The 26892-nt window shown below is 61.1% G+C and carries 22 protein-coding genes and 1 riboswitch; of the genes, 15 read left to right on the plus strand and 7 right to left on the minus strand.

Translation table 11 applies throughout. The features are described from left to right. The first annotated feature begins 9 nt into the window (after positions 1-9). From flgG to mgtE, 7 genes are all read left to right on the plus strand, one after another. Entirely contained in the window at positions 10-798 is a 789-nt protein-coding gene (gene flgG / locus CK910_RS12740) for a flagellar basal-body rod protein FlgG (protein ID WP_043137532.1), read from the plus strand. A gap of 60 nt (positions 799-858) precedes the next feature. Then, entirely contained in the window at positions 859-1530 is a 672-nt protein-coding gene (gene flgH, locus CK910_RS12745) for a flagellar basal body L-ring protein FlgH (RefSeq protein WP_065401642.1), read from the plus strand. 8 nt (positions 1531-1538) lie between these two features. After that, on the plus strand, positions 1539-2636 hold the full coding sequence (locus tag CK910_RS12750) for a flagellar basal body P-ring protein FlgI (RefSeq protein WP_098983492.1): 1098 nt from the start codon (positions 1539-1541) through the stop codon (positions 2634-2636). 43 nt (positions 2637-2679) lie between these two features. Then, positions 2680-3756 (plus strand): flagellar assembly peptidoglycan hydrolase FlgJ, encoded by a 1077-nt coding sequence (gene flgJ / locus CK910_RS12755; protein ID WP_098983494.1) that lies wholly within the window; start codon positions 2680-2682, stop codon positions 3754-3756. Positions 3757-3759: 3 nt separating this feature from the next. Then, entirely contained in the window at positions 3760-5763 is a 2004-nt protein-coding gene (locus tag CK910_RS12760; RefSeq protein ID WP_098983497.1) for a FlgK family flagellar hook-associated protein, read from the plus strand. 4 nt (positions 5764-5767) lie between these two features. Next, positions 5768-6976 (plus strand): flagellar hook-associated protein FlgL, encoded by a 1209-nt coding sequence (gene flgL / locus CK910_RS12765; protein WP_098983499.1) that lies wholly within the window; start codon positions 5768-5770, stop codon positions 6974-6976. 222 nt (positions 6977-7198) lie between these two features. After that, a riboswitch (M-box (ykoK) riboswitch) is annotated at positions 7199-7368 on the plus strand. Positions 7369-7490: 122 nt separating this feature from the next. After that, the gene (mgtE, locus tag CK910_RS12770) at positions 7491-8834 is read left to right on the plus strand and encodes a magnesium transporter (protein ID WP_043137519.1); all 1344 of its coding nucleotides are present in this window, start codon (positions 7491-7493) and stop codon (positions 8832-8834) included. An 83-nt stretch (positions 8835-8917) separates the two neighbouring features. Here the strand turns inward: mgtE and ppx are convergent, their stop codons facing one another. From ppx to CK910_RS12785, 3 genes are all read right to left on the minus strand, one after another. Continuing rightward, on the minus strand, positions 8918-10408 hold the full coding sequence (gene ppx, locus CK910_RS12775) for an exopolyphosphatase (RefSeq protein ID WP_098983502.1): 1491 nt from the start codon (positions 10406-10408) through the stop codon (positions 8918-8920). Further along, positions 10398-12467, minus strand: a complete 2070-nt coding sequence (ppk1, locus tag CK910_RS12780; protein ID WP_098983505.1) for a polyphosphate kinase 1 — start codon at positions 12465-12467, stop codon at positions 10398-10400. Before ppk1 ends, ppx begins: the two co-directional genes overlap by 11 nt. A 75-nt stretch (positions 12468-12542) precedes the next feature. Further along, complete coding sequence (locus CK910_RS12785) at positions 12543-13055, minus strand: glycine cleavage system protein R (protein WP_043137512.1); 513 nt, start codon at positions 13053-13055, stop codon at positions 12543-12545. A gap of 192 nt (positions 13056-13247) precedes the next feature. Between CK910_RS12785 and CK910_RS12790 the strand changes: the two genes are divergently transcribed. From CK910_RS12790 to CK910_RS12810, 5 genes are all read left to right on the plus strand, one after another. Further along, positions 13248-14123: a DUF2726 domain-containing protein gene (locus tag CK910_RS12790; RefSeq protein WP_043556654.1), complete on the plus strand. Its 876-nt coding sequence runs from the start codon at positions 13248-13250 to the stop codon at positions 14121-14123. A gap of 268 nt (positions 14124-14391) precedes the next feature. Continuing rightward, positions 14392-15813 (plus strand): sigma-54 dependent transcriptional regulator, encoded by a 1422-nt coding sequence (locus CK910_RS12795; protein WP_043137501.1) that lies wholly within the window; start codon positions 14392-14394, stop codon positions 15811-15813. A 106-nt stretch (positions 15814-15919) separates the two neighbouring features. After that, the gene (locus CK910_RS12800; RefSeq protein WP_043137499.1) at positions 15920-16954 is read left to right on the plus strand and encodes a sensor histidine kinase; all 1035 of its coding nucleotides are present in this window, start codon (positions 15920-15922) and stop codon (positions 16952-16954) included. Then, on the plus strand, positions 16951-18294 hold the full coding sequence (locus tag CK910_RS12805; protein ID WP_098983510.1) for a sigma-54-dependent transcriptional regulator: 1344 nt from the start codon (positions 16951-16953) through the stop codon (positions 18292-18294). The genes CK910_RS12800 and CK910_RS12805 overlap by 4 nt, the downstream gene beginning before the upstream one ends. A gap of 187 nt (positions 18295-18481) precedes the next feature. Beyond that, positions 18482-19243, plus strand: a complete 762-nt coding sequence (locus CK910_RS12810; RefSeq protein ID WP_098983513.1) for a Nif3-like dinuclear metal center hexameric protein — start codon at positions 18482-18484, stop codon at positions 19241-19243. Positions 19244-19328: 85 nt separating this feature from the next. Here the strand turns inward: CK910_RS12810 and purN are convergent, their stop codons facing one another. Together purN and purM are read right to left on the minus strand one after the other, a co-directional pair. Then, entirely contained in the window at positions 19329-19967 is a 639-nt protein-coding gene (gene purN / locus CK910_RS12815; protein ID WP_098985079.1) for a phosphoribosylglycinamide formyltransferase, read from the minus strand. A 5-nt stretch (positions 19968-19972) separates the two neighbouring features. Then, positions 19973-21010, minus strand: a complete 1038-nt coding sequence (gene purM, locus CK910_RS12820) for a phosphoribosylformylglycinamidine cyclo-ligase (protein ID WP_043137490.1) — start codon at positions 21008-21010, stop codon at positions 19973-19975. Between the two features lie 175 nt (positions 21011-21185). Here purM and upp point away from each other — a divergent pair, with 175 nt between their 5' ends. The 3 genes from upp to hda all read left to right on the plus strand — a co-directional run bounded on the left by upp (position 21186) and on the right by hda (position 23781). Continuing rightward, positions 21186-21812, plus strand: coding sequence for a uracil phosphoribosyltransferase (upp, locus tag CK910_RS12825; RefSeq protein ID WP_043137488.1), 627 nt, complete (start codon positions 21186-21188; stop codon positions 21810-21812). A gap of 144 nt (positions 21813-21956) precedes the next feature. Continuing rightward, positions 21957-22976, plus strand: a complete 1020-nt coding sequence (locus CK910_RS12830; protein ID WP_098983516.1) for a DUF2066 domain-containing protein — start codon at positions 21957-21959, stop codon at positions 22974-22976. Between the two features lie 103 nt (positions 22977-23079). Continuing rightward, positions 23080-23781, plus strand: coding sequence for a DnaA inactivator Hda (gene hda, locus CK910_RS12835; RefSeq protein ID WP_016351307.1), 702 nt, complete (start codon positions 23080-23082; stop codon positions 23779-23781). A 107-nt stretch (positions 23782-23888) separates the two neighbouring features. On the opposite strand, the gene aceA is transcribed toward hda, so the two are convergent. Beyond that, positions 23889-25202: an isocitrate lyase gene (aceA, locus tag CK910_RS12840; protein ID WP_098983519.1), complete on the minus strand. Its 1314-nt coding sequence runs from the start codon at positions 25200-25202 to the stop codon at positions 23889-23891. 75 nt (positions 25203-25277) lie between these two features. After that, complete coding sequence (aceB, locus tag CK910_RS12845; protein WP_098983521.1) at positions 25278-26885, minus strand: malate synthase A; 1608 nt, start codon at positions 26883-26885, stop codon at positions 25278-25280. Between the last annotated feature and the right edge of the window lie 7 nt (positions 26886-26892).

Raw genomic sequence — 26892 nt, forward strand, 5'->3', positions numbered from 1 at the left:
GAGTTTTAAATGAACCCTGCACTCTGGATCAGCAAGACCGGCTTGGATGCACAGCAGACCAACATCGCGGTCACCTCGAACAACCTGGCGAACGCCAGCACCGTGGGTTTCAAAAAATCACGGGCCATCTTCGAGGATCTGCTTTACCAAAATATCAACCAGCCCGGTGGCCGCTCGTCGGCGGATACCGAGCTCCCGTCCGGCTTGATGCTGGGTGCCGGTGCCAAGGTCGTTGCCACCCAGAAGAACCACAGCCAGGGCAACGTGCAGACCACGGACAACTCGCTGGATCTGATGATCAGCGGCCGCGGCTACTTCGAAATCCAGTTGCCCGATGGCAGCGCCGCCTATACCCGCAACGGTCAGTTCACCCTCAATGATGAAGGGACCATAGTCACCCCGGGCAACGGCTATCCGCTGCAACCGGAAATCCAGATCCCCGAAAACGCCCAGAGTGTAACGGTGGGAGAGGATGGTCAGGTATCCGTACAGCTCAAGGGGGACGGGGCATCCCAGGTGGTGGGCCAGATCAACACCTCTGACTTCGTCAACGCCTCCGGCCTGCAACCCATGGGTGAAAACATGTTTGTCGAGACCCAGTCCAGTGGAGCCCCCATTCAGGGAACTGCCGGTGCGGACGGACTCGGCGTCATCAAGCAGGGCATGCTGGAAACGTCCAACGTCAACGTGACCGAAGAGCTGGTGAACCTGATCCAGGCCCAGCGGGTCTACGAGATGAACTCCAAGGTTCTCTCGGCGGTGGACGGCATGATGTCCTTCCTGATCCAGCGTACCTAAGCGGGTGATGGGCACCATGACCTCGTTTTTGATCTCGCGCACATCGGTAGGAGGCGCATGATGAAAGCCATATGGATGCTGGGGCTGCTGGCGCTGGGGGGCTGCAGCAGCACCCCCAACACGGCCAAGCCAGATGACCCCGAATTCTCCCCTGTGTACGGGGAATCTGAGCCTGTCTCCGTCAGACCGACCGGGGCCATTTTTCAACCGGATCAGGTCAACGGCATCTATTCGGACATCAAGGCGCACAGGGTGGGCGACATCATCACCATCGAGCTGGCCGAGTCTACCTCTGCCTCCAAGAAGGCCAATACCCAGAGCGGCAAGGACAACAAGCTGAGCCTGGATCAGGTCTCCCTGGGCGGTGTGCCGGTCACGGCAGGCCCTTATGATCTGTCGGCGTCGCTGGGCCAGAACAGTGCCTTCAAGGGGCAGGCCAAGGCGGATCAGAGCAACAGCCTGCAGGGCAATATCTCGGTCAGCGTGGCCAAGGTGCTGCCCAACGGCAACCTGATAGTGCGCGGCGAGAAGTGGATCATGCTCAACAATGGCAACGAATATATCCGGATCACCGGCATGATCCGCCCCGAAGATGTGACGTCCGAGAACAGCGTGTCGTCACAGCGGGTTGCCAATGCCCGCATCCATTACGGCGGTACCGGCGATCTGGCCAACAGTCAGGAGCAGGGGTGGCTTACCAGCTTTTTCAATGGCCCCTGGTGGCCGCTCTAGGAGATGTTATGAAGTCACTCCGTCTTGTGACCCTGTTCTGCTGCCTGATGCCCTTGGGAGTGGCCCACGCCTCCCGTATCAAGGACATCAGCTCGGTGGAAGGGGTACGTAACAACCAGCTGATCGGCTACGGTCTGGTCGTCGGCTTGCCCGGTACCGGCGAGAAGAACAACGCCTTCACCGAGCAGACCTTTCGCACCATGCTCAACAACTTCGGCATCAAGGTGCCGGACAACATCAAGCCCAAGATCAAGGACGTGGCGCCTGTGGCCATCCATGCCGATCTTCCCCCCTTCTCCAAGCCGGGCCAGACCATAGACGTGACGGTATCGGCCATCGGCGAGTCCAAGAGCCTGCGCGGCGGCACTCTGCTGCAAAGCTTCCTGAAAGGGCTGGACGGGCGTGTTTATGCGGTGGCGCAGGGCAGCCTGGTGGTAGGCGGTCTGGGCGCCGAAGGGGCCGATGGTTCCAAGGTGGTGGTGAATACGCCGACCGTGGGCCGCATTGCCAACGGCGCGACCGTGGAACGGGAAGTGCCGAACTCCTTCAGCCAGGGCGATACCATCACCTTCAACCTCAATCGACCCGATTTCACCACGGCCCGCCGGCTGGCGGACGTGGTCAACGATCTGGTGGGCCCCAACACGGCGCAGGCGCTTGATGCGACCTCGGTCAAGGTCTATGCGCCACGGGATCCGGGGCAGCGGGTCTCCTACCTCGCCACCATCGAAAATCTGGAAGTCGACCCGGCCAGCGAGGCCGCCAAGATCATAGTCAACTCCCGTACCGGCACCATAGTCATCGGCAGCCAGGTGCGGCTCAAGCCGGCGGCCATCAGCCACGGCGGGCTGACGGTCACCATCGCGGAAAATCAGCAGGTGTCCCAGCCCAATCCGCTCTCGGGCGGCCAGACGGCGGTCACCAACAACTCCACCATCAACGTGCAGCAGGAGCAGGGGCGCATGTTCAAACTCGATACCGGCGCGACCCTGGATGATTTGGTGCGGGCGGTGAATCAGGTCGGGGTGGCACCCGGCGATCTGATGGCGATCCTGGAGGCGTTGCAACAGGCGGGCGCCATCGAAGGTCAGCTGGTCATATTGTAACAAGCGGCAAGGGGTTGCCACGGGCGGCAATGAGGTAAGCAAAATGGCAGAGTTTGACACCAACAGCGGCGTGAATATGGGCATGGTGCAGGATATCCAGAATCTGGATCGCCTGCGCCAGCTGAGCCAGAGCAAAGAGGGCAAGGCCGATGCGCTCATGGCCGCCTCTCGCCAGTTCGAGTCCATCTTCACCCAGACCCTGTTTCAGGGCATGCGTCAGGCCAACCAGGCACTGACCCAGGACAACCCCATGAACAGCAGCTACACCCAGTTCTACGAGGGCATGCTGGATGAACAGCGGGTCGCCGACATGACCAGCAAGGGAGGCATGGGGCTGGCCGAGATGGTGGCCAAGCAGCTCTCACCCGAGACCTTTACCCGTCATGATGGACGTGTGCTCAAGATGCCGCAACGCACCGAACGGGTCTATAAACCCTACCAGCCGCCCACCTCTGCCCCTAACGATCTCATCTCCGCCTCAAAAGTTGGCAAAGATTTTGCTGACAAAGAGATGAGTGCCGATGCCCAGCCACTGGCCGTGCCGCATCGCCCCCGTCGCACGGTTCCCCCCATGGGGTCCGCGCAGGGGGGGCAGGCTGCACAGGGAACCAAGGCGCTGGACAAGACGGCGCAAGTGTTTGAAACCCCGGAAGAGTTCGTCAATCGGTTGATGCCGCTTGCCAAGAAGGCGGCGGACAAGCTGGGGTTGAGCCCGGCGGTGCTGGTGGCCCAGGCGGCGCTGGAAAGCGGCTGGGGCAAGCGGGTGATCAAGGACGGGGAAGGGCAGGTGACTCACAACCTGTTCGGCATCAAGGCCGATCCGCGTTGGGAAGGTCCCAAGGCGGTGGTCAGCACCCTGGAATATGAGCAAGGGATGGCCTCGCGTCAGAAGGCATCGTTTCGCTCTTACGAGTCGTTCGAGGAGAGCTTCAACGACTATGTCGATTTCCTGACCTCGGGCTCCCGTTACAAGGGCGCCCTGGCCAAGGTGGACAACCCGGATCGTTACTTCGAAGCCCTGCAACAGGCCGGATACGCCACGGATCCCCAGTACGCCAGGAAACTGAAACAAGTATTGCGCAGTGATGCCATTGCCCAGTACACCGAAATGGAGCTGTAAGTCATGGCAAGCGATCTGCTTGGAATTGGTACCTCGGGTGTGATGGCCCAGCAGCGACTGCTGCAGACCACCAGTAACAACATAGTGAACGTCAATAGCCAGGGCTATGTGCGTGAACGTACCCTGATCTATACCAATTCCGTCGGTCTGGGCACGGGCGACATGCTGACCGAGCGGGTCATCAATGCCTATGCCCAGGGCGAAGTGCGGCGCGATACCTCCGCCTATTTTGCCTCGGCCACCCACTACGAGCAGCTCTCCAATACCGATACCCTGCTGGGGGATACCAGCAACAGCGTCGGTGCCGCCATTACCTCCTATTTCAAGGCGTTTCACACCGCCAACGAAGCGCCGGCCGACATTGCCGGCCGCAAGACCACCCTGAGCGAGCTCAGCGGCATGGTCAACCGCTTTCATACCCTGTCGGCCCAGCTGGACAAGCAGACCGACACCATCAACACCACCATAGGTGACGAGACCAAGCGGGTGAACGGCCTCATCAACAGCATCAATGATCTGAATCAGGCCATCATCCGAACCCAGGGCTCGCCGGAAGAGAACCTGATGCTGTTCGATCAGCGGGATGAAGCCATCCGCCAGCTCTCCGAGAAGATGGAGATCCGCACTGTGCCCCAGGCCAATGGCAGCATGCTGGTCAACATGAGCACGGGTCACTCCCTGGTACTCAATGGCGGGGTGGCCCAGTTCAGCGTCGTGCCGGGTAATCCTGATTCCCGCGAGTCCGAGCTGCAGCTGATTGCAGGAACCAACAAGACCAGTATTAACGAAAGCACCATGGGTGGCGGTGTGGGGGGCTTGTTCTCCGCCCGCCGCGATCTGGAGCCGGCAAAGCGCGAACTGGGTCAGTTGGCCGCGGCCATGGCCGATGCCATGAACCAGCAGAACCGGCTGGGCATGGATCTGGATAACGAGCTGGGGGGGGATCTCTTTTCCCTCGGCGTCAGCGATGGCCTGCCTTATGACCAGAACACAGGTACGGGCGCCGCCAAGGTCAATTTCGTGCCCGGCAAGGGCAGTGAAGTGACCACCTTCGATTACGAGGTGCAGTTCAGCAGCGCCACGGGTTACGAGGTGTTTTCGCTGGACAAGGATGGCAATCGTACCTCGCTGGCGACGGGCACCACGCCCCCGGCCAAGTTCCAGCTCCCGGGCCATGGCATCGAGATTGACCTGTCCGGCACGCCGGCGGCAGGGGATCGCATCCTGCTGCAGCCGACCAAGCGGGCGGCCGCCGGCTTGGGGCAGCTTGCCACCCGCCCCGAGGATCTGGCGCTGGCATCGCCCCTCAAGGCGGACAAGAGCAAGAACAACTTCGGCTCTGCCGAGATCAAGCTCAACGGCATCTTCAACACCAGCACTGGCTCGGGGTTTGGTACCAATACCCTGGATCCGACGGCTCCCCAGGTGGTGAAGGTCGACAACAGCGGCAACTACGAAGTCTATGCGGCGAATGGCACCACTCTGATAGGAGTGGCACCGGCCTCGAGCAAGGGCCAGAACCTGATGTCGGCCATCGTGAATCCCTTCCCGGCCGGGGCGAATGTCTACGCCAATCCGCAGCAGACACCCGGCTACGAGTTCAGTATCACCGGGACCGTGGAGCCCAAAGACAGCTTCACCCTGAGCTACAATCAGGATGGTTTCGCCGATAACGCCAATGGCTTGGCACTGGCCGAGCTGCAGAACAAGGATCTGGTGCGCAAGAGCACCAATACGGGCACCAGCAATGACAAGATGACCTTCAACGAGGCCTATTCCGGCCTGGTGACAGGGGTGGGCAACAACACCAGCCAGGCCAAGACGCTGCTCAAGGCCAACGAGGCCAAGCTGACCCAGAGCACCAGTATTTTCGAGAGCGTCTCCGGGGTGAGTCTCGAGGAAGAGGCGGCCAACCTGATCCGCTACCAGCAGTCTTATGCGGCATCGGCCCAGGTGGTCAGCACGGCCAAGACCATCTTCGACACCCTGTTGTCATCAGTGAGGTAAGTTCATGCGTATCACCACCAACATGGTCTATAACCGGAATATCTCTTCCCTGAACAACGCCAATGAAAGACTGAGCACGGCTTATGAACAGCTGCAGAGTGGCGATAAATTCAAGACGTCGGGAGAAGACCCCTCCGGCATGAGCCAGAAGATGGCGCTGACCAAGGAGATAGACCTGTTCAAGCAGTATGGCGTCAATGGCAGCCTGCTTGAGAACAGCCTGGGCCATGAAGAAACGGTGCTGACTGCACTCAATACCGCCATGACCAGCGCCCAGACCCTGATCCAGAAGGCGAACGACTCGGCGGTGGGGTCCGATGATCGCAAGGCGATCGCCAGCGAGCTGGAAGGCTTGCAAAAGCAGATGTTCGATCTGATGAACAGCAAGAACTCCCAGGGCGAATTCATTTTTGGTGGCAACCAGAGCAAGACCCAGCCCTTCGTCAAGGATGCCAGCGGCAATTACCTCTTCCAGGGGGATACGGGCCAACGCAATATCCAGGTCTCTCCGACGGTGCAAATCGCGGCCAATGACTCCGGCTTCAATCTGTTTGAAATCGTGCCGACCCGCAGGACCAGCAGTGCGGGCAGCGCCAATATTCAGGTCGGAGTGGCTGATCAGGGCAACTTCGACAGCTTTTATCGCAACAACTATGACCCTGCCCTGGCCAGCAACCAATATACGGTGACCACGGCGGCGGGCGCACCGGATACCTATGAGATACGGGATGGCGGCGGCACCCTGCTGCAAAGCGGTGACTATGTGGCAGGCAACAAGATCCCCTTCAATGGCCTGGAGTTGACCCTGGATCTGCCCGCAGGGGGCGCCGCGCAAAACTTTGTGCTGGACCCGCCCCAGAACAACAACATTCTGGATGGCATGTCCGACTTCATTACGGCGCTGCAGGATCCCAACATCACCCCGGACACCTTTCAGGTGAAGGTGGCGGATGCCACCTCCCACATGAAAAATGCCCGGCTGAATGTCGATCAGGGGCTGGGTGAGATTGGCGGCAGAATGAACAGCCTGGAGCAGGTACTGGGCTCGAACGAGGGGCTGAGTACCCTCAATCAGCAGGCCAGGGCCAAGGTTTCCGAGGCGGACTTGTATGAAGTCATTGCCGCCTTGTCCAAAGAGGATGCGGCCTTGAGCGCCTCCCAGCTCTCCTTCAGCAAAATAAGCAAACTGACCCTGTTTGACTATATTCGCTGATATTTTCCACCCCTGTTCAGCGCATTTCGGGACGCAATGAACAGGGGGGCCATCCGTATCTGGTTTGCCCCGCCCCGATATATCCTCGTTTAAATCCTCTTTTTCTCCAATTGTAACAAGCTGTTGCAGTGGGCCATTTAGCCCTCCCTGTCGGGTTGACTCACACAGCGCATTCGATAATCATTCAGCCCGCACAACAGAGGGTTGTGCTGATTTTTTGTTGCAGCATCTCGTTAGGCGAGGCTCCTGTATAAACAAAGGCCACTGATCTCACGACGTCGAGAGACGCCCAAGCTCAGGACAGTTTTCATCGGATTAAGGTGTAAACCCAAGTGGCTTCCGGCATGCCGGATACGTTATACAGTGCTAAAGCTGGTACGTGGGGATGATGACACGCCGGACGGCGTCATTTCCTGCCTATTACTCGTCAATCAAATTGCTGTTTTCTTTCAGACAGCGACCGGATATCCGATCGCGCTCAGGCTTAGCCTGAAATCACATGAGGTCATTTGTGATGAAGAAAACACAGACTCTACTCAATCGTCATCAACTGCTCGATCTGGCCGCCCTGCAGGGCTGGCTGGAGAATAATCTGGATCCGGTTCAGCGTGCCGATCAACTGCTGACCCTGCGTCCGGAAGAGCTCAACTGCATCTTCGATACCCTGCCCATTGCCGAAGGTGCGGCGCTGCTCAGCTCGTTGTCGGCCGATTGTGCCGGACGTCTGCTGATGCGGCTGCACGCCAGCATAGTCGGCCTGTTGCAAGGGGCCATGCCCCGTCGCGACATGCTGGCCATACTGCGCCGGCTCGGTAGCAGTGATCGCACCATGCTGCTCTCCCGCTTCCCGGAGCCGGTGCAGTCCACCTTCTACTCCCTGCTCGACTGGCCGACCGAATCGGTCGGTGCCAACATGCGCCATGAATTTTTGGCCATCGGCGATCAGGAGACGGTGGGCAGTGCCAAGCAGCTGATCCACGATGCCTGGGACAACGCCCAGTTGTTCCAGCACCTCTATGTGGTCAACACCGAGAATCGCCTGCTCGGCAGCATAGCGCTCAAATCCTTGCTGATAGCGGATCCTCTGCTGCCGGTCAGCGAGCTGATGGACAGGGATGCGGTACGCATCAATGCCCGGGCGGATCAGGAGCTGGCGGCACGCCTGCTGATCGACCGCGACATCTCGACCTTGCCGGTGGAGGAGCAGGGCAAGCTGGTGGGTATCTTCCATGTGGATGATGCCGCCGACATCCTGGAACTCGAATCCACCGAGGATGCCGAGATGCAGGGTGGTTCCTCGCCGCTCGATACTCCCTATCTGCAGGCGACCCCCTGGCAGTTGTGGCGCAAGCGGATCGGCTGGCTGTTGATCCTGTTCGTGGCCGAAGCCTATACGGGTACTGTGCTGCGGGCGTTCGAGGAGCAGTTGGAAGCCGCCATCGCGCTGGCCTTCTTCATCCCGTTGCTCATAGGTACCGGCGGTAACAGTGGTACCCAGATCACCACCACCATAGTGCGCGCCATGGCGGTTGGCGAAGTGAGCATGCGCAACCTGGGGACTGTCTTGAAGAAGGAGCTCTCCACCGGTCTGCTCATCTCTGCGGCGATTGCAGTGGCAGCCTGGATCCGGGCCTGGAGCCTGGGCGTCGGTCCCGAGATCGGCATGGTTGTGACCTTTACCATCATCGCCATCGTGCTGTGGAGCGCCACTGTGGCATCCATTATTCCCATGGTGCTGCGTCGCTTCCGGATTGACCCGGCCGTGGTGTCTGCCCCCTTCATCGCCACCCTGGTGGACGGTACCGGCCTCATCATCTACTTCGAGATGGCCAAGTTGTTGCTGCCCGAGTTGCAGTAACCCGCACCTGACGCGGATGAGTCAAACAGCAAAAAGGCAGCCTGGGCTGCCTTTTTGCTTGTCTGCCTGCCGAACAGGCGGGATCAGCTGAGCTGAAACAGCAGTGGCCAGCCCTGCTCCTGACAATAACGGTGCTCTTTTTCCAGGTTCTGGATCAGCAGGCGGTTCTCGTCGCACCAATCGATCGGCAGGGTGACCACCAGCTGATCTTCGGCGGCCTGTACCTTCCATTCCGGCAACAGGTTGTCCTGGCGCCTGTGGTGCGCCGCCACGGCGAGGCGCAGGATGCGAATGCAACGCAGCACAGTCTGCTCGTCGTGGTTGGGCAGGGGAGGGAGCTCGGAGAGCTTGAGCCCCTTGCGCTGAAACCGCACCAGAGCCGCCAGCAGGGCCTGATCGTCCTGGTTGAAGCCGGGCAGATCCGTGTTCTGCAAGATGTAAGCGGAGTGGCGATGGATGCCGCTGTAGTTGATGGCCAGACCAATCTCGTGCAGTCGCGCCGCCCAGCCGAGGATGGCGCGGTAGGGCTCCTCCGGCATCTCCCAGGGACCGCTCAGCGCATCGAACAGGGTCAACACGCTCTGCTCGACCCGGTTGGCCTGACGCTTGTCGATGCGATAGTGGGTGGACAGCGCCAGTGCGGTACGCTCGCGAATGTCGTGGTGCTGCAAGCGCTCCTCGAATTCGTACAGCAGCCCTTCGCGCAGGGCGCCGTCCGAATACTCCATCCGATCGATCGGCAGGGAGGTAAAGAGCCCGAGCAGTATGGCCACTGCGGCGGCAAACACCTCCTGGCGTTCCTCGGTCAGGCCGGCAAGCTTCAACTGATCGACCCGCTTGTGGTCGAGCATCTCCCGCTTGAGCCGCTCCAGCCCCGCCAGCGTGATGGCGCCATCGGTCCAGCCTTCCCCTTGCAGCACGTCGCGCACGGTGCGGATCGAGCCGGAGCTGCCGAGGCAACTCTGCCAACCCAGCTTGCGATACTGGTTGATGATGGGGGCGAGCTGATGCTGGGCCTCCAGTACGGCATTGTTGAAGGCCTTCTCGCTCAGCTTGCCGTTGGCAAAGAAGCTCTGGGTGAAACTGACACAGCCCATCTTGCGGCTGGTGAGTGCCTTGTGATCGAACCCCTCACCTATGATGAGCTCTGTGCTGCCACCGCCTATGTCCACCACCAGTACCTGGCCTTCGATATGCTGGGTATGGGCAACCCCCTGATAGATGAGGCGCGCCTCTTCCTGACCACTGATGATCTCGATGGGATGGTTCAGCACCTTGGTCGCCTCGCTCACGAATTCGCGGGCGTTGCTGGCGCGGCGCAGGGTATAGGTGCCGGCAATGCGGATCTGATCCGGCTTGATGTTGGTCAGTCGTTCGGCAAACAGGGCGAGGCACTCGAGCCCCCGGCCCATGGCTTCCACCGACATGCGGCGCTGTGCATCCATTCCTTCCGCCAGCCGGACCCGCTCCTTGATGCGATCGACGATCTGCAGACGTCCCTCGTTGAGGCGGGCGATCACCATGTGAAAACTGTTCGAGCCAAGATCCACGGCGGCGTACAGGCTATTGTCCATTGTTTGACTCTATGCGTTTGAGGTAGTCGTAAATCGCGACCTGAGAACGGATCTTGCGGCGGTTGCCCCGTTTCACATACGCGTTTTGCTGGTCTGCATCTATGACCCTTGCCTTGCAGGTGTCGCTGAGCTGCAGCTGCAAGATATCCAGGATGCGCTGCTTGAGGCGCTCGTCGTAGATGGGGGTCCCCACCTCGATCCGGCCATCTATGTTGCGGCTCATCCAGTCGGCACTGGAGATATAGAGCTGGAGGTTGCCCTTGTTGTGGAACACCATGACCCGCGGGTGCTCGAGGAAGCGGTCTATGATGCTGATCACCTGGATGTTGTCGCTCAGACCCGGCACTCCGGGGCGCAGGGCACACATGCCGCGGATGATCATCTGGATCGGCACCCCGGCCTGGCCGGCGGCATAGAGCCGGTTGATGAGGTCCCTGTCCACCAGGTTGTTGATCTTGAGGGTGATGCCGCTGGGCTGGCCCGCCTTGGCGTTGGAGAGCTCGTTGTCGATGAGTCGATAGAGCTGACGGCGGCTGTTGATGGGGGAGACCAGCAGGTGGTTGAACTTGTAACGTTTATAGGGGTACTCGATGTATTCGAATACCCCCTCCACCTCGGCTGTGATGTCCGGGTGTCGGGTCAGCAGGGAGAAGTCGGTGTAGATCTTCGCCGTCTTCTCGTTGAAGTTGCCGGTGCCGATATGGGCGTAGCGCACCGCCTCGCCATGTTCGTGGCGAGTGATGAGGCAGAGCTTGGAGTGGATCTTGAGGCTCGGCACCCCGAACACCACCTTGACCCCGGCGTCGGTGAGAATGTTGGCCCAGTCGATGTTGGCCGCCTCGTCGAAACGGGCGCGCAACTCCACCACTACAGTCACCTTCTTGCCGTTGTTGGCGGCATCGATGAGGGAGTGGATGATGCGCGACTTCTTGGCGACCCGGTAGATGTTGATGCGAATGGCGCTGACCGCCGGATCGAACGCCGCCTGGCGCACCAGCTCGGTGAAGTGGTGGAACTTGTGGTACGGGTAGTAGAGCAGTATGTCCTGCTTGGCGATGGCATCGAAGGCGTTGACGAAGCCGTCAAAGTCGCGGCAATCGAGGGCCGGCAGCTTGGGGTTTTCCAGATAATCCCGGCCCACGTTGGGAAAGCCGATGAAATCCTTGAAGTTGTGATAGCGCCCACCCGGCATGATGGCGTCGTAGGAGCTGATCTGCAGCTTGAGCTTCAGGAAGCTTATCATGGCGGCGGGCATCTCCCGCTCGTAGACGAAGCGCACCGGCATGGCGGTGAGGCGCTGCTTCAAGCCGTCACTCATCTTGTCCACCAGGCTGAGATCCAGCTGGTCGGAGAGATCATATTCGGCATCCCGGGTCAGCTTGACCGCGTAGGCGGCTATCTCGTCATAGTCGAAGAAGCCCTTGAAGATCTCGTCGAGACAGAAGCGGATGACGTTGTCCAGAATGATGATCTGCTTCTTGCGGCGAGTGCCCTCCGGCGGCAGCTGGAAGAAGCGGGGCAGATCGTCGGTCGGCACTTCCACCAGGGCGTACTGGATCACCTGGCCATTTTTCTTCATCTCTATGGCCAGATAGGTGTACTCGTCCTTGAGGAACTTGACCGGGTTGACCTCCTTGTTGAGCAGGATAGGGATGATGTGGCGCAGCACCTTCTCCCTGAAAAAGACCCGCAGCCACTGCTGGATCGACTCGGAGATCTGGCTCTCGTTGACCAGGAAGATGTTGTGGCGGGCGAGCGCTATCAACAGCTCCTTGTAGGTGTTGTCGAACGCTTCGCCGAGCGCCATTACCTTCTGCTGGATGGCGCGCAGCAGCACCTTGGCCTCGTCGTCGCCGCCGTGCACCTCGTTGATCAGGATGCGGCGCTTGACGTCCGACACCCGCACCTTGAAGAACTCATCCTGGTTGGAGGAGAAGATCCCCAGGAAACGGACCCGCTCTATGAGGGGCACCGTCTTGTCCATTGCCTCTTGCAACACCCGTTCATTGAATGAGAGCCAGCTCAGCTCTTTCTCTTCATACTGCTTGTCGGTGCTCATGTGATGCCTCTGTGGTCGGGTCGCGTCTGCGCGGCAGTAATGGCGTGAAAATATGACAGTGTGATGACCAGCCGCTCAGTCGGCGAACGCCTGGTCTATGTCGACCACCAGATCGTCGGAGAGAGACTCCAGCGCAGTGATCAGATCGTCGAGTTCGAGCTGGGGCGGCAGGGCCACCAGGGCATGGGCGTAGAAGAGCGGGGCGCCGGAGTGGGGGGCCGGCTCGCAACCCGTGGTGAGGTCGGACACGTTGATGTTGAGCTGGCGCAATATGCTGGCCACTTCGTGGACTATGCCGGCCCTGTCGTTGCCGGTGACGCTGAGCATCACCTGACGCTCCGGCTCCTGGCCGGGCTGGCCTTCGGCAAAGCTGACGGTGAGGCCGGGCAGCATCACCAGCGCCTCGCACAGGCTGCGGTAGTGCTCGTCGGGTACTGTCACGTGCAGGATGCCGGCAAATTGCCCCGCCAGCTCGCTCATGGAGCTGCCCAGCCAGTTGCCCTGCTGCTGAGTGATGACATCCGCCAGACTCTCGACTATGCCGGGTTTGTCTGTGCCTATCACTGTCACGACCAATTGCTTTTGCATCCTGCTCTCCTTGGAATTGGGTTTCTGTAGCATTGTGCCTGCTGTGACAGGCCATATGAAGCCCCGCCCGGCGTAAATAGGGTGAAAAAGCGCAGAAGGGAGGGGAAGGGCCATGTTTCAGCGCTGCCTGCCACTGGGCCCCTGTGGTAGAGTGATGCCCCTCTTTTGTTTTGTGAACTGGATAGTGCGCTCATGAATACCCTTGTCGTATCGGGATTGGTGTTGTTGGTGCTGCTCCTGCTGGCGGTCTTCTGGACCCGAGGCAAGAAAGGCAAGCCGTTGCCCTATGATGTGCAGGAGACCCTGTTCAGTCCGGCCGAGCGCTCCTTCCTCGGCGTGCTGGATCTCGCGGTCGGTGACAAGGCCCGGGTGTTTGCCAAGGTGCGGGTGGCCGATGTGCTCACCCCTGAGGCGGGTATGGGCAAGAGCAAGTGGCAGCAGGCGTTCAACAAGATCAGCGCCAAGCACCTGGATTACCTGCTCTGCCACCCGGCCGATCTCTCCTTCATCTGCGCCATCGAACTCGATGACAGCTCCCACCGCCAGCAGAAGCGCAGAGCCAGGGACAGCTTCCTCAAGGCTGCCTTCGACAGCGCCGGTTTGCCGCTGCTGCAGATCCCGGCAAGCAGCCACTATCAGGTGGAAGAGTTGCGGGATCTGATCCTGCCGCTGTTGATCAAGACGACCGCGCCGCTGGCCGACGATCTTATGCCGGGCGAGCGTCGCGAGCCGACCTTCAGTCCCCTGTTGCTGGATGGCGTCGACACGGAAGAGACCCGTCATGGCGGCCGCTCGCCTTCCAGTTCCTCGACCATGTCGACCGTCACGACCCCGGTCAGGAGTGCCCTGGTCTCTGCCACAGACAGCGAACTGGTGGACAACCTGTTTGCCGAGGTGGACGACGAAGAGGACGATCACCCGCACCAGGCGCCTCATTGCCCTCGCTGCGATGCCCCGCTGGTCGAGCGGGAGGCCAAAAAAGGGCCTCATGCCGGCCGCCTGTTCATGGCCTGCAGCCGCTTCCCCGAGTGCCGCTACGCCGCGCCTCACACGAACGCCCGTCACTGACCCCCTGTCGCCGTTCCCGGCCTCGTCATGGTGCCGGGAACGGGTGGCTGCTCGTCCCGTCTCTTGCGCTTGTTTGCGCCTCTCATCAAAAAAAGAGGCGACAAAATTTATCTTATTCCGCAGTTGCGTCGATAAACTTAGGTTAAATGCGACAATTTTTGACAATGCGTCGGAATTTTGGCACTTTGTGCCTCCTGCATAAAGTGCGTGGCTAGACCACATAAGCACAATAAAACAATAAGTTACGTCGATTATAAGAGGGATGTATATGATGGCGATGGGAGTATTGATTGTTGATGCCGATGCGCAGCGGCGCCAACAGTTGGGCACTGTGCTCTCGTTCATGGGGATCCCGTGGCAGGAGATAGTCGAGAACGAGCTGGATGTGGCCATCGAGTCGTCCGGCCCGCTGCAAGGGGTGCTGGCGGGAACCTTGACCGGCCGCTCGCTGGATGAGCTGCTGACCAGCTTTCCCCGGGTACCCTTCCTGTCTCTGGTAGAGGCGGATTTCCCCAACAGCAACTTCATCGGCGTCGCCGAAGCTCCCTTCACCTACGAATCCCTCACTCGCCATCTGCACTTTTGTCAGGCGTTTGTCTCCCTGCATCCCCGTCAACAGACTCACGACAAGGGCCAGGCGCTGCTGCGTCTGCTGGTGGGCAAGGGGCGGGGTATCCAGGAGGTGCGCCGTCTCATCAGCCAGGTGGCGGAGACAGAGGCCAACGTGCTGATCCTGGGGGAATCCGGGACCGGCAAGGAGGTGGTGGCCCGCGCCATTCACGAGCTCTCTCCCCGCAGCGGGGGTCCCTTCGTGCCCATCAACTGCGGTGCCATCCCGGCCGAATTGCTGGAAAGCGAGCTGTTTGGCCACGAGAAGGGCGCCTTCACCGGCGCCATCGCCGCCCGCCGGGGCCGCTTCGAGTTGGCCCAGGGTGGCACCCTGTTCCTCGACGAGATCGGTGACATGCCCTTGCCGATGCAGGTCAAGTTGTTGCGGGTATTGCAGGAGCGGCTGTTCGATCGGGTGGGGGGTGGCAAGCCGATCCAGGCGGACGTGCGCATCATCGCGGCCACCCACAGAGATCTGGAGGCCATGATCCGCACCCAGGGCTTTCGTGAAGATCTCTACTACCGCCTCAACGTCTTCCCGATTGAGACGCCGCCGCTGCGGGATCGCATCGACGACATTCCCCTGCTGCTGCAGGAGCTGCTCAACCGCCATGCCGAGCAGCATCAGGGCATCATTCGCCTGACCCAGCGGGCCCTGGAGTCCCTGATGCAGTACCCCTGGCCCGGCAACGTGCGCGAGCTCTCCAACCTGCTGGAGCGACTGCTCATCCTCTACCCGCAGCAGATAGTCGACGTGGCCGACCTGCCGAGCCGCTATCGTCTGCTGCCGTGTGAGCCGAGGGATGAACGGCTGACCGAGATGGACGAGCGCGACGCGCTGGCCGCCGTGTTCCAGGATCCTCCCGAGCTGGAGCACAGTGCCAGCCACTCCCGTGCCATGCAGCTGCCGGAGGAGGGGGTCAATCTCAAGGAGATGCTGGCCGACCTCGAGGTGGAGCTGATCCGCCAGGCCCTGGAGTCCCAGGACGGGGTGGTGGCCCGCGCCGCCGACTTGCTCGGCATGCGTCGTACCACCCTGGTGGAGAAGATGAAAAAATACGGGATGAGCAAGGAAGTATAAGGGTCAAAGCCTTGACGCCTTTGTTCAAGGCTTTGATTTTTAGTGATAATTTTAGTGGCATGGAAATTGAATAACCTGACCCAATAGCCAGTTTGAGGTCAGCTTTATGACAGCCCAGCAGCAAGACAATCCACTCCAGTCTCACGAGGTGAGCCAGCTCTACGCCATCTTCCAGGCGCTGCCGACCGGTGTATTGCTGCTCGATGGCGAGGGGCGCATCACCCGTGCCAACCCCGCCGCTCTGGCGCTGCTGGGGGAGCCGCTGGAAGGCCAGGCCTGGCGCCAGATCATCGCTCGCTGTTTCCAGCCCCGTGAGGATGACGGTCACGAGATCTCCCTGCGCGACGGCCGTCGGGTGCAGCTCTCGACCCAGCCGCTGCCGGATCAACCCGGTCAGCTGGTGTTCATCACGGATCTCACCGAAACCCGCAAACTGCAGGACAGAGTCAACCACATGAAGCGGCTGTCTGCCCTGGGCAACATGGCCGCCTCGCTGGCACACCAGATCCGCACACCGCTCTCCGCCGCCATGCTCTATGCGGCCAACCTGGCCAACCGCACCCTCAAGCCCGAGTCGCGCAGCCAGTTCCAGCAAAAGTTGATGGATCGGCTCAAGGATCTGGAGAAACAGATCAACGACATACTGCTGTTCGCCCGCAACGGTGACAATCAGGTGGTGACGCCCATCTCGGTCCAGGGATTGCTGGCGGAGGTGCAGGCCGGTGCCGAGGCATTTTGCAACCAGCAGGGCTGTGAGCTGCACATGGAGGCGCCCGAGCCGGATCTCTGCCTGCTCGCCAACAGCAATGCGCTGGCGGGGGCCATCAACAACCTGATTGCCAACGCCCAGCAGGCGGGGGCTACCTCACTGCTGGTGAGTGCGGTGCGCAGCGGCGCCCGGGTGGAGATGCGCATCCTCGACAATGGCAAGGGGATGCCCGCTCACCTGCTCAACCAGATTTTCGAACCCTTCTTCACCACCCGCTCCCAGGGCACAGGCCTGGGTCTGGCTGTGGTGCAATCCGTGGTACGTGCCCATCAGGGGGAGGTCAGCGTGGCCTCAGTGCCCGCTGAAGGCACCTGCTTTACCCTGTCGTTCCCCCTGCATCAGCAAGCGGTGCAGCTTGGAGGTGTCGCATGACTCAGGCCCGTATTCTGGTCGTGGAAGATGACAATGGCCTGCGCGAGGCGCTGGTGGATACCCTGTTGCTCGGCGGCTACGAGTGCCGAGAAGCGGACAGCGGCGAGCGCGCCCTGCTGACGTTGTCGCGCCAGAGCTTTGACATGGTGATCTCGGATATCCAGATGGGGGGCATGGATGGCCTGACCCTGCTGGCCAACATTCGCCAGCAATATCCCCAGGTGCCTGTGCTCTTGATGACCGCCTACGCCAACATAGACGGGGCCGTGCGCGCCATGCGCGAAGGGGCCATCGACTACCTCGCCAAGCCGTTTTCGCCCGAAGTGCTGCTCAACCAGGTCAGCCGTTATGTACCGGCCCAGAAGGTGGAGAAGCGCGCCGTGGTCTACGGGGATCCCAAGACCGCCGAGCTGTTCCAGCTGGCGACCCGGGTGGCCCGAAGCGAGGCTACCGTCATGGTGACAGGCCCGAGCGGGACGGGGAAAGAGGTGCTGGCCCGCTACATTCACGACAACTCCAGCCGTGCCGAGCAGACCTTCGTCGCCATCAACTGCGCCGCCATCCCGGAAAACATGCTGGAGGCGACCCTGTTTGGCTACGAGAAGGGGGCCTTCACCGGCGCCGTGCAGGGGTGCCCAGGCAAGTTCGAACAGGCCCAGGGCGGCACCTTGCTGCTCGACGAGATCACCGAGATGGATCTGGGGCTGCAGGCCAAGCTGCTGCGGGTCTTGCAGGAGAAAGAGGTGGAGCGGCTCGGCAGCCGCAAGCTGATCCCGCTGGATGTGCGGGTCATCGCCACCAGCAACCGGGATCTCAAGAAGGCGGTGCAGGACGGCCTGTTCCGCGAGGATCTCTACTACCGTCTCAACGTCTTCCCGCTGCGCTGGACCTCGCTCTGGGAGCGGCCCGGCGACATACTGCCGCTGGCGGAGCACCTGCTGGCGCTGCATGCCAGCCAGCAGGGGTTGCCGACGCCACAGCTGACAGACGCAGCGCGCGAACGCCTGCTGGCCCACCCCTGGCCCGGCAACGTGCGGGAGCTGGACAACGTGGTGCAGCGTGCCCTGATCCTGAGCCCGGATGGGCTCATCGGCTGCGAGCACCTCATCCTGGAAGAGGTGGACGAGGAGGAGATCCGCTTCACCGGCGGCGAGCGCAGCAGTGGCAGCGAGCATCTGGGCAGCGAGCTCAAGCAGCAGGAGCACCAGATCATCCTCGATACCCTGCAAGACTGCAACGGCAGCCGCAAGGCGGTGGCCGACCGGCTCGGCATCAGCCCGCGCACCCTGCGCTACAAGCTGGCCCAGATGCGGGAGGCGGGAATCGATCTGCCCGCCTGAGTTCGAAGTGGGTATCGCCTGGAGCCTGGCGACCCGGTGCCTTTATCCGCGCGGCTGGCGTGTCCTGCCAGGGAACTGTCATGGTCTTGGCGGTCTGGCTCGATTATCATGGGGTCCTCGGCGCTTTGTGCCTGGACCCTGTTTTTATTGGTAGAGCAGGGGAGCCTGGCCTCAACAAGGGACCCTTATGATCTCTCATCGGAAACTCGAAACCCTACTCAACCATCTGCTCGAACCCCACGCCATCAAAGACTATTGCCCCAATGGCCTGCAGGTGGAGGGGCGCGAGCGCATTCGCAAGGTGGTGACCGGGGTCACCGCCAGCCAGGCCCTGATCGACGCGGCCGTGGCCGCCGATGCCGATGCCATCCTGGTGCATCACGGCTACTTCTGGAGCGGCGAACCGGCCCAGATCACCGGCATGAAGCAGCGCCGCCTCAAGACCCTGTTGACCCACGACATCAACCTGTTTGCCTACCATCTGCCGCTCGATGTGCATCCCGAGGTGGGCAACAACGCGCAACTCGCCAGGCTGCTGGACATCAAGGTACGCCGCGGCCTGGAGCCCTGGAACAGCAAGAGTGTCGCCATGGTGGGCAAGCTGGAAGAGCCCATGAGCGGCAGCGACTTTGCGAAGCTCATCGCAGAGCGGCTCGGCCGTGAACCGCTGTATTGCGGTGACAGCGGTCCCGAGCTTATCCGCTCCGTGGCCTGGTGCACCGGCGGTGGTCAGAGTTATATCAATCTGGCGGCGGAGCAGGGGATTGATGCCTTCATCTCGGGCGAAGCCTCCGAGCAGACCATCCACACAGCCCGCGAGATGGGCATGCACTTCTACGCCGCCGGCCATCACGCCACCGAGCGTTACGGCATCAAGGCGTTGGGGGAGTGGCTTGCCACGGTGCACGGGCTGGAGGTGACCTTTATCGACATCGACAATCCGGTTTAAGTCCTGCGCCGGCCGATGGCTGCTGTACTGCAAAGGACAAAAAAGGGAGGCCACAGGCCTCCCTTTTCACATCTCGGTGTTTCCGCTACTCGCTGGCATAACCTGCCGGGCCAAGCGCGGCACCGTCCAGCAGGACGGCTTCACCTTGCATTCTCAGCCTTCCCTCGCAGAACCACTGCACCACCAGCGGGTAGATGCTGTGCTCCTGCACTTGCACCCGGGCTGCCACCTCGTCCGCGTCATCCCCTTCGAAGATGGGGACGCGGGCCTGCAGGATCACCGGGCCGCCATCCAGCTCTTCGGTGACGAAGTGGACGCTGGCGCCGTGCTCACTGTCACCGGCGTCGATGGCGCGCTGGTGGGTGTGCAGCCCCTGATACCTGGGCAGCAGGGAGGGATGGATGTTGATCATGCGTCCGGCGAAGTGGCGCACCAAGGGGGCGCTCAGGATCCGCATAAAGCCGGCCAATACCACCAGGTCCGGCTTATAGTCCGCCATCAACGCCTGCAGGGCGAGGTCGTAGTCATCCCGGCTGGCAAACTGCTGCTGGGCCAGAATGGAGGTCGCCACCCCGGCCTCTTTGGCGCGAATCAGACCATAGGCATCGGCCTTGTTGCTGATGACGCCGACCACTTCGCCGGCAATCTTGCCGCTGGCGCAACTGTCGAGGATGGCCTGCAGGTTGCTGCCGCTGCCGGAGATCAGCACCAAGATGCGTGTCATCGGGCTCATCGGATGATGACCTGCTCCTCGCCATCGGCAGCCTTGGCGATATGACCGATGTGCCAGGCGTTCTCGCCTTCCGCCTTGAGCAGGGTCAGGGCCTTCTCCAGCTGGGAGGCAGGCAGGGCTATGATCATGCCGACGCCGCAGTTGAAGGTACGGTACATCTCGTGGCGGGTGACGTTGCCGGCCTGCTGCAGCCAGCTGAACACCGCCGGCCACTGCCAGCTCTGCTCGTCGATCACCGCCTGGGTGTTGGCGGGCAGCACGCGGGGGATGTTCTCCCAGAAGCCGCCACCCGTGATGTGGGACAGGGCGTGGATCTCGCACTCCTTGATGAGCTTGAGTACCGGTTTCACATAGATGCGGGTCGGCTCCAGCAGGGCGTTGGCCAAAGTGGTATCACCGAGTGGCTGATGCACGTCTGCCTTGGAGACTTCCAGGATCTTGCGCACCAGGGAGAAGCCGTTGGAGTGGGGGCCGCTGGCGGCCAGGGCGATCAGGGCATCGCCGTCACCGACCTTGCTGCCGTCGATGATCTCGCTCTTCTCCACCACGCCGACGCAGAAACCGGCGATGTCGTAGTCTTCCCCTTCATACATGCCCGGCATCTCGGCGGTTTCGCCGCCCACCAGGGCGCAGCCGGACTGCTCGCAGCCCGCACCTATGCCGGTGACCACGGCGGCGGCCGTGTCTACATCCAGCTTGCCGGTGGCATAGTAGTCGAGGAAGAACAGTGGCTCGGCGCCTTGCACTATCAGGTCATTGACGCACATGGCCACCAGGTCGATGCCGACGGTATCGTGCTTTTTCAGATCGATGGCGAGACGCAGCTTGGTGCCCACACCGTCGGTGCCGGAGACCAGTACCGGCTCCTTGTAGCCCGCAGGGATTTGACACAGGGCCCCAAAGCCGCCAAGACCACCAAGGACTTCAGGACGACGAGTGCGCTTTGACACGCCCTTGATACGTTCAACCAGTGCATTGCCGGCATCGATATCTACGCCGGCATCCTTGTAGCTCAGTGAGGTTTTGTCAGTCACGCGTATTCCCCGTCATATAAAGAAGTGGAGGGTAAAATTCGGGGCGTATTCTAACAGTGGCCGGGTAAAAGCAGAAAGGAAATCGTTTGCGCGTTTTTGCGTGGAAAAGCTCTACAAGCGTCGGCTTTTGTTGTATGATTCCGCGATTTTTTTGCGGCAGTTAGAGGAGATAATAATGAAAGTCGTTGAAGTCAAACACCCCCTGGTCAAACACAAGATCGGGCTGATGCGTGAAGGCGATATCAGCACCAAGCGTTTCCGTGAACTGGCCAAAGAAGTGGGCAGTTTGTTGACCTACGAAGCGACCTCTGACTTCGAAACCGAGAAGGTTACCATCGATGGCTGGAACGGGCCAGTGGAAGTTGACCAGATCAAGGGCAAGAAGGTCACGGTCGTGCCTATCCTGCGTGCCGGTCTGGGCATGATGGATGGCGTGCTGGAGCACATGCCGAGCGCCCGCGTCAGCGTGGTCGGTATCTACCGTGATGAAGAGACCCTGCAACCGGTTCCCTACTTCGAGAAGATCGTCAGCAACATCGAAGAGCGTCTGGCACTGGTCATCGACCCCATGCTGGCCACCGGCGGCTCCATGATCGCCACCATAGACCTGCTGAAAAAGAAAGGCTGCCAGTCCATCAAGGTGCTGGTGCTGGTTGCTGCGCCGGAAGGGATCAAGGCGCTGGAAGCCGCTCACCCCGATGTAGAGCTCTACTGCGCCTCCGTCGACAAAGGCCTGAACGAAAAGGGCTACATAGTCCCGGGTCTGGGCGATGCCGGCGACAAGATCTTCGGTACCAAGTAAGTTGATGCATTGACCCGCTTCCCACGTGGAAGGGGTGATCGGAGCCGGCGCCTCGCCGGCTCTGCTGTTTATCCCCCTCCAGCTTGCTGCAATGCGCGCCTTGCCGCTACCATAAGCACCATCTCCCATTTCGAGACTCCTCTCATGTTCAAACGTGTTGTGACCGCCCTCTGCTGCGGCTTGTCATTCATGGTCTCGGCCGCTCAGGTGACCGATCTCTATCAGGGCAAGGCGCCCACCAGCGGCGACATGGTGGCGGCCCAGTCCCAGGCGTTGGGGGATGTGCTGGTCAAGGTGACCGGCAAGCGGGATATCCTCACCCAACCGGCCGTGGTCAAGGCGCTGGCCGCCCCTGGCGACTATGTGCAGCACTACGGCTATCAGGACGTGGGGCCGGTCAAGTTTCTCAAGGCCGACTTTGACGTCGCCAAGGTCAACGCCCTGATCTCCCAGAGCAAATTTGCCCTGCTTGGGCCGGCCCGGCCTCAGGTGGCCATCTGGCTGGTGATCAATGAGGGAGAGCGCCGCGTCCTGCCGGATCAGTCCAGCGATGGCTGGGCCTCCGCGCTGCGAACCCAGAGCCAGGCCATGGGCCTGCCGGTCAGCATTCCCTTGATGGATCTCGATGACAACATGGCGGTCAATGCCACCGATGTCTGGGGCCGCTTCGCCGATCCCATCCTCAAGGCGAGCCAGCGTTATGGCGCCGAGATGGTGGTGCTGGGCAAGCTGACCCCGGAAGGGGAGAAGTGGAGCATAGACTGGGGCCTCTATGGACCCAAGGCCGGTGGCGAGCTGGCCGAGCTGACCCGCGGCAGTGGCAGCGGCACCCAGGCCGAGGTGGCACAGGGGTTTGCCGATGGGCTGGCGGCTTGGCTGGTACAAAACTATGGCGCGCGCATCTCGGGTGTCGCCTCCAGCCAGACCCTGGTGGTGGAAGGCTTGTCCGGCATAGACGGCATGATCACGGTGCAGAAGATGCTGCAGGGCATGGCTAGCGTCACCAAGGTGGAGATAGGCAAGCTGGAGGGGGACAAGGTCACCTTCAACCTCGCATTGCAGGGGGACAAGGCCGAGCTCATCCGTGGCTTGCAACTGGAGAGCCGGCTGCGCCAGATTGATGATAATGACAGCGGTTTGCGCTACCAATGGTCGCAGCCCTGATCATTTCTGCCTTGTACCAACCGCCCGGCCAAGTCCGGGCGGTTCTCTATCTGCCTTTGCGATGATACACTCAGCCACAAATGTCACAGTCAAAGCCCAACGAGTGAAGCAACCGGCCCAACTGTCTTTAGCCGTACAATTACCGGATGATGAAACCTTCGTCAGTTTTTATCCCGGCAACAATGCTCATCTGATCACCGCCCTCAAGAATGCGGCCATCGGTCAGGGATCACCTTTCCTCTATTTCTGGGGCGCCAAGGGATCGGGACGCTCCCACCTGCTGCACGCCACCTGCGCCGAGGTCAATGCCCGCGATGCGGCGGCGGCCTATCTCTCCCTCGATCAGTTCGAACAGCTGGATCCCAGTATGCTCGATGCCCTCGAAAGCCTGCCGCTGGTCTGTCTGGACAGTCTGGAAGCCATCGCCGGCAATGCGCTGTGGGAGCGGGCCCTGTTCGATTTTTACAATCGCTGGCAGGAGAAGGGTGAGGGGACCCTGGTGGTCACGGGTTGCAGCGCACCGCGCAAGCTGGGGCTGCAGTTGCCGGATCTCGCCTCCCGCCTCGACTGGGGGGTGAGTTTCCATCTCGACGAGCTGGATGATGAAGGCAAGCTCAGTGCCCTGCAGCTGCGTGCCGAGCTGCGGGGCTTCAAATTGCCCATCGATGTGGGCCGCTTCCTGCTCAACCGACTCTCCCGCGACATGCGCACCCTGCTTACCACCCTCAATCAGCTCGATAACGCCTCATTTCGCGCCAAGCGCAAGCTCACCATCCCCTTCGTCAAAGAGATCCTCGAACTCTGAGCCGACGGTGACCGCCTGTCTGCGCTGCATCCTTGAGCTGCGAGCAAAAAGAAACCCCGGCACCTGGCCGGGGTTTTTGTTCGAGCTCGGTGGCTCGCATGCAGTTATCAGTGGAACTGATCTTCTTCGGTGGAACCTGTCAGCGCTGTCACTGACGATTGGCCACCCTGGATGACGGTGGTCACCTTGTCGAAGTAACCCGTGCCCACTTCCTGCTGGTGTGCCACGAAGGTGTAACCACGGCTGGCGGCGGCAAATTCCGGCTCCTGCACCATCTCGACGTAGTGCTTCATCCCCTCGCCACGGGCGTACTGGTAGGCCAGTTCGTACATGTGGAACCACATGTTGTGGATGCCCGCGAGGGTGATGAACTGGTACTTGTAACCCATGTCGGACAGCTCCTGCTGGAAGCGGGCGATGGTGACATCGTCCAGGTTCTTCTTCCAGTTGAAGCTGGGGGAGCAGTTGTAGGCCAGTATGGTGTCCGGGTACTGCGCCTTGATGGCTTCGGCAAACTTGCGCGCCTCGTCCAGATCCGGCTTGGCGGTTTCGCACCACACCATGTCGGCGTAAGGGGCATAGGCCAGACCACGGGAGATGGCCTGCTCGATCCCCGCCTGCACCTTGTAGAAGCCTTCTGCGGTGCGCTCACCGGTCAGGAAACCGGCATCGTAAGGGTCTGCATCCGTGGTCAGCAGGTCGGCCGCGTTGGCGTCGGTACGGGCAATCACCAGGGTAGTGGTGCCGCAGACGTCGGCTGCCAGACGGGCGGCGACCAGCTTTTGTACCGCTTCCTGGGTGGGGACCAGCACCTTGCCGCCCATGTGGCCGCATTTCTTCACCGAGGCCAGCTGATCTTCGAAGTGTACGCCGGCGGCGCCCGCTTCAATCATCCCCTTCATCAGTTCGAAGGCGTTCAGCACGCCGCCGAAACCGGCTTCGGCATCCGCCACGATAGGCAGGAAGTAGTCGATGAAACCGGCATCCTGCGGACCCACCTTGTTGGCCCACTGGATCTGGTCGGCACGGGCAAACGAGTTGTTGATGCGCTCCACCACGGACGGGACAGAGTTGGCCGGGTAGAGGGACTGATCCGGGTACATGGTGGAGGACAAGTTGTTGTCCGCCGCCACTTGCCAGCCGGAGAGGTAGATCGCCTCTATACCCGCCTTGGCCTGCTGCACCGCCTGGCCGCCGGTCAGGGCGCCGAGACAGTTGACGTAGCCTTTCTTGGCGCTGCCGTGGATCAGTTCCCACAGTTTGTCGGCGCCGCGCTGAGCCAGGGTGTGCGCCGGCTGCAAGCTGCCGCGCAGGTTCACCACGTCTTCGGCGCTGTAGCCGCGCTTGATCCCTTTCCAGCGGGGGTTTTCTGCCCAGTCTTTCTCGATAGCCTGGATCTGTTGCTCACGGGTCAGTGCCATATCAGTTCCCTCTTTCATTGATTTCACGTTTCCATTGACTTGTTATTGGCGGGCTCCGCTGGGGAGGCCCGGAGTTCAGAGCCGCTCGTAACCGGGCAGCGTCAGAAAATCGATCAGGGTGTCGGCGCAGGTGATCTGTTCCATCAGCTCGCTCGCCTCGGCAAAGCGCCCCGCTTGCCAGCGGGCGTCGCCCAGTTCGTGTTTGACCACCTGCTGCTCCTCGGCCAGCATCTGGCGGAACAGCGCCTTGGTCACCACCTGGCCGTTCGACAGGCTCTTACCGTGGCGGATCCACTGCCAGATGGAGGTGCGGGAGATCTCGGCGGTAGCCGCATCTTCCATCAGGCCATAGATGGGCACGCAGCCGTTGCCGTTGATCCAGGCTTCCAGGTATTGCAGGGCGACCCGGATGTTGGTGCGCATGCCCGCCTCGGTGCGCTCACCCTCGCAGGGGGCCAGCAGCTCGGCGGCCGTGATGGGGGCATCCTGCTCGCGCAGCACGCCGATCTGGTTCTTGGCGCCAACGGGAATGGTGGCGTTGAACACCGCCATGGCGGTGTCGGCGAGGCCGGGGTGGGCCACCCAGGTGCCGTCGTGGCCGTTGTGGGCTTCGCGTTCCTTGTCCGCCTTGACCTTGGCAAACACCTGCTCGTTGACGGCCGCATCCTTGGCCGGGATGAAGGCCGCCATACCACCCATGGCCAGCGCGCCGCGCTTGTGGCAGGTCTTGATCAGCAGCCGCGAATAGGCGGAGAGGAAAGGTTTGTCCATGGTGACTACCTGACGGTCCGGCAGGACCCGATCAGGGTGGTTCTTCAAGGTCTTGATGTAGCTGAAGATGTAGTCCCAGCGGCCGCAGTTGAGTGCGACTATGTGATCCTGCATCTGATAGAGCAGCTCATCCATCTCGAACACCGCAGGCAGGGTTTCGATCAGTACTGTGGCCTTGATGGTGCCGCGGGGCAGGCCGAACTTGTCTTCGGTCCAGGCGAACACTTCGCTCCACCAGCGCCCTTCCAGATGGCTCTGCAGCTTGGGCACATAGAAGTAGGGGCCCGAGCCCTTGGCCAGCAGCGCCTGATGGTTGTGCAGGAAATAGAGGGCGAAGTCGAACAGACCGCCTGGGATGGGGGCGCCATCGAAGGTCACATGTTTTTCAGGCAGATGCAGGCCACGCACCCGGCAGATGAGCACGGCCGGATCCGGGTTCAGGGTATAGGCCTTGCCCTCGGGGCTGGTGTAGGAGACGGTGCCATTGACCGCATCGCGCAGGTTGATCTGCCCCTCGATCACCTTGTTCCAGGCGGGAGCCAGCGAATCCTCGAAGTCCGCCATGAATACCTTGACGTTGGCATTGAGGGCGTTGATCACCATCTTGCGCTCGACCGGACCGGTGATCTCCACACGGCGGTCCTGCAGATCGGCGGGGATGCCGCGAATGGTCCAGTCACCGGCACGGATGTGGGCGGTTTCCGGCAGGAAGTCCGGCAGCTCGCCGCCATCGATGCGGGCTTGGCGTGCCACACGTTGTTTCAGCAATTCCCCTCTTTGGGGCGCGAAGCGTTCCACCAGTTCGGAGACCAGAGCCACCGCGTCCGGCGTCAGAATTTGCGCGTATTCGGGCAGCATCTCGCCCTGGATGCGAAGGCGGGCGCTGCAGTGGGTCTGAGCCGGTGCCGACATAAGGTTC

The organism is Aeromonas sp. CA23 (assembly GCF_002587065.1).
GTDB classification, from domain to species: Bacteria; Pseudomonadota; Gammaproteobacteria; order Enterobacterales; family Aeromonadaceae; genus Aeromonas; species Aeromonas bestiarum.